2 protein-coding genes are annotated in these 1,066 nt (G+C 51.4%); both read left to right on the top strand.

Translation table 11 applies throughout. From position 1 onward, the window contains the following. A partial coding sequence (locus Xenpb_RS19310) for an N-6 DNA methylase (protein WP_187655734.1) occupies nt 1–493 on the top strand: 493 nt, incomplete at its 5' end. 213 nt (nt 494–706) lie between these two features. Continuing rightward, a partial coding sequence (locus Xenpb_RS19305; RefSeq protein WP_187655733.1) for a TraI domain-containing protein occupies nt 707–1,066 on the top strand: 360 nt, incomplete at its 3' end.

Below are 1,066 nucleotides of genomic sequence, written 5' to 3'. Positions count from 1 at the left end.
CCGAATTGTAGAACTCTTTTCCTATACCGTGCTGGGGCTGGCGCAGGAACCCGGTGATTTTCTGGGCAGTGTGTTTATGCAGCTTAATTTGGGTGATAAAGCACTTAACCAGTTTTTTACCCCCTGGTGCATGGCCAGAATGATGGCGGAGATACAGTTGCAGGATGTCTCTGCACGCTTGCAGGAGAAACCCTTTGTGACCCTGTACGAGCCGGCTTGTGGGGCGGGCTGTATGACACTGGCCGCCGCCGACGTCTTGAGAGAGCAGGGGTATGATCCGTTATGCAGTTTGTGGGTATCAGCGATTGATATTGATCCGCTGGCCGCGGTGATGGCCTACATCCAGCTTGCCCTGACCGGCATTCCGGCCGCAGTGACCATCGGGGATGCCTTGCATGATAACGGCAGTAAGCGAACCCGCTATACACCCGCACATTATCTGGGTAACTGGTCTCAGCGGTTGCAGGCATATCAACAGCCACAAGCAGCCTGAATTCCTTTTCACGTTGGCGCCTTTCGGGGCGCTTTTCCGTGTTTAAATGGCGTTAATTTCTTGAATTTATGATGAAAATTAAGCTGATTCAGTAAGCATATCAATGGATGAATCGAGTCAGATTAATTTTCATTTCCGCAAAAAGAGTTTCTCCTTGTTTCAGACTGGGATTCACCGACACTGAACCCAATTTGAGCCGAAAGAGGAAAAATCATGTTTGCGCGTTTTAAATCCCATTTCACCCGCCAGCCTGGGCCGCAGAAAAAATCATCCGGACAACCACCGGAAGTCATGCGTGATAACCGGGGTTATTTTCGCCCACAATCGGCGGATGAACTGCAGTCCACTCCCTTGCGTCGTCAGTGCCTGCAACAATTATGGCAAAACAGTACGCTTCCTGAAGGGTTATATCAGCGTTTTTATCTCGCACCCATTAAACAATTGCTGGGCAGCGTTCAGCAGGTACCCGCCGCCCCAGAGGGGGAGTGGTCAGGCAGTGGCGGATTTACTGACCTGACACTGCAATTTACCACCTGTGCCGTGCGGTTGGCGAAGGGGCATTTGTTACCGCCG

This window comes from Xenorhabdus sp. PB62.4 (assembly GCF_014467285.1).
Classification (GTDB): Bacteria; Pseudomonadota; Gammaproteobacteria; order Enterobacterales; family Enterobacteriaceae; genus Xenorhabdus.
The sequence above is the reverse complement of the archived record's forward strand: the minus strand, read 5'-3'. Positions and strand labels throughout refer to the sequence as shown.